The sequence below is a fragment of the Pantoea sp. CTOTU49201 genome (genome assembly GCF_032054795.1).
GTDB classification, from domain to species: Bacteria; Pseudomonadota; Gammaproteobacteria; order Enterobacterales; family Enterobacteriaceae; genus Pantoea; species Pantoea symbiotica.
In genome coordinates this window covers 1-1,435 of the sequence record NZ_DAMBSA010000325.1, presented here as the reverse complement: position 1 = coordinate 1,435, position 1,435 = coordinate 1, and the positions used below count along the sequence as shown (strand labels likewise).

The window sequence follows — 1,435 nt, the reverse complement described above, 5'->3', positions numbered from 1 at the left end:
AGTTGTGTGACGAGTTTTGGCAACAAGCCAATAATGGCGATTTCAGTGGTGATCACCCCGAAAACGGCAACAGACAGCGCCAGTAAAAGCAGCGAGCTTTTATTTTGCATAGCAAACCCTTGTGAAAAAACCGCAATGAAATAAAAGAAAGCCACATAGCGAAATATGGCTTTTATGCGTTATGGCCGGATTATTTCCGGTCGCGCATCATCGCGAAGTTTTAACAGTGGGGAAATATGTCTATAGACGCTTCAGTGGAGACATAGATTCTACAATATAGTTATGCACACGCGCATTGAGGAGATGACTCAATGCGCGGCAATCCTTAAGGTTTGCGCTGCAACGTAATGCGGGTCAACTCCGATGGTCGGCCCAAACGTACCGCCATGCCAGGCCAAAGCGCGGTGCCGTTGTTGACGTAAAGTTGCATTCCATCGACCTGATACAGCCCGGAGACGAAGCCTGCATTGGGTTTGGCAAACAGGCGGTCAAAGCCAATGATCAGGCCGCCGTGCGTATGGCCGGAGAGTTGCAGATCGATGTTTTTGAGCGCGTTTTGACGCGCGTTACGCGGCTGGTGATCGAGCAGGATTATCGGCGCATTTTCCGGCGCACCGGCCAGCGTCTTTTCCAGATCGGGGCCGACTGCGCCACGTCGTGAAGCTGAGGTATCCGGCATGCCGGCGATCACCAGCTCGGCGTTATCACGCTTAATCACCGTATGACGATTGAGTAACGGCTCAAGACCCAGCGATGCCAGATGCGCGGTCCAGCGCTCCTGCTCAAAGAAATATTCGTGATTGCCGGTGATCGCAAACACTCCATCGCGGGCATGCAATCCGCGCAGCGGCTCGACGTCCGCACGACGATTCTGCAGCGTGCCATCAATCACATCGCCGGTTACCAGAATCAGATCGACATCCAGCGTCATGGCTTTTTTCACCAGCGCGCGCGTCCATTTCTCGTTGAAGAGTTTAGTGATGTGCATATCGGTCAACTGCAACAGTTGATAGCCTTCAAATTCGCGCGGAAGGTTGTCGATCTCAATGGTCACATCTTTGATCGGCGGCACGCGGATAGCCTGATAAACGCCAACGGTAGCGAGTATCAAGGCAAACGCCGCCGCCACATAACGCACCGCCGGCACGATTTCAAACGGATGGCGGAACAACAGCGAAACCAGCGCTACTACATCAATCACAAACTGCGTCAGCGCGAGGAATAAAACGGCGCTGAAACCCCAGTTGAACAGGATGACAATCGCGCGCGGCATTTCCGGCGAGAACACGCTGCCTGAGCTAAAACGGCTCACCAGCAGATACTGCGAAGCCAGCAACACCAGCAAAGACAGGATGATTTTTAACAGCAAGGGCATGGCTAGCGGGAACAAAAATCGGGCGATCACATACCAGCTCGGTATGCTGAAAATCAGATG

Annotated in this window: 1 protein-coding gene; it reads right to left on the bottom strand. The window is 53.0% G+C overall.

Features of this window, described 5'->3' with window-relative positions:
• Positions 1–325: 325 nt before the first annotated feature.
• Positions 326–1,435: metallophosphoesterase (locus RTY00_RS18940; protein WP_312665500.1), on the bottom strand; the 1,110-nt coding region annotated here is incomplete at its 5' end.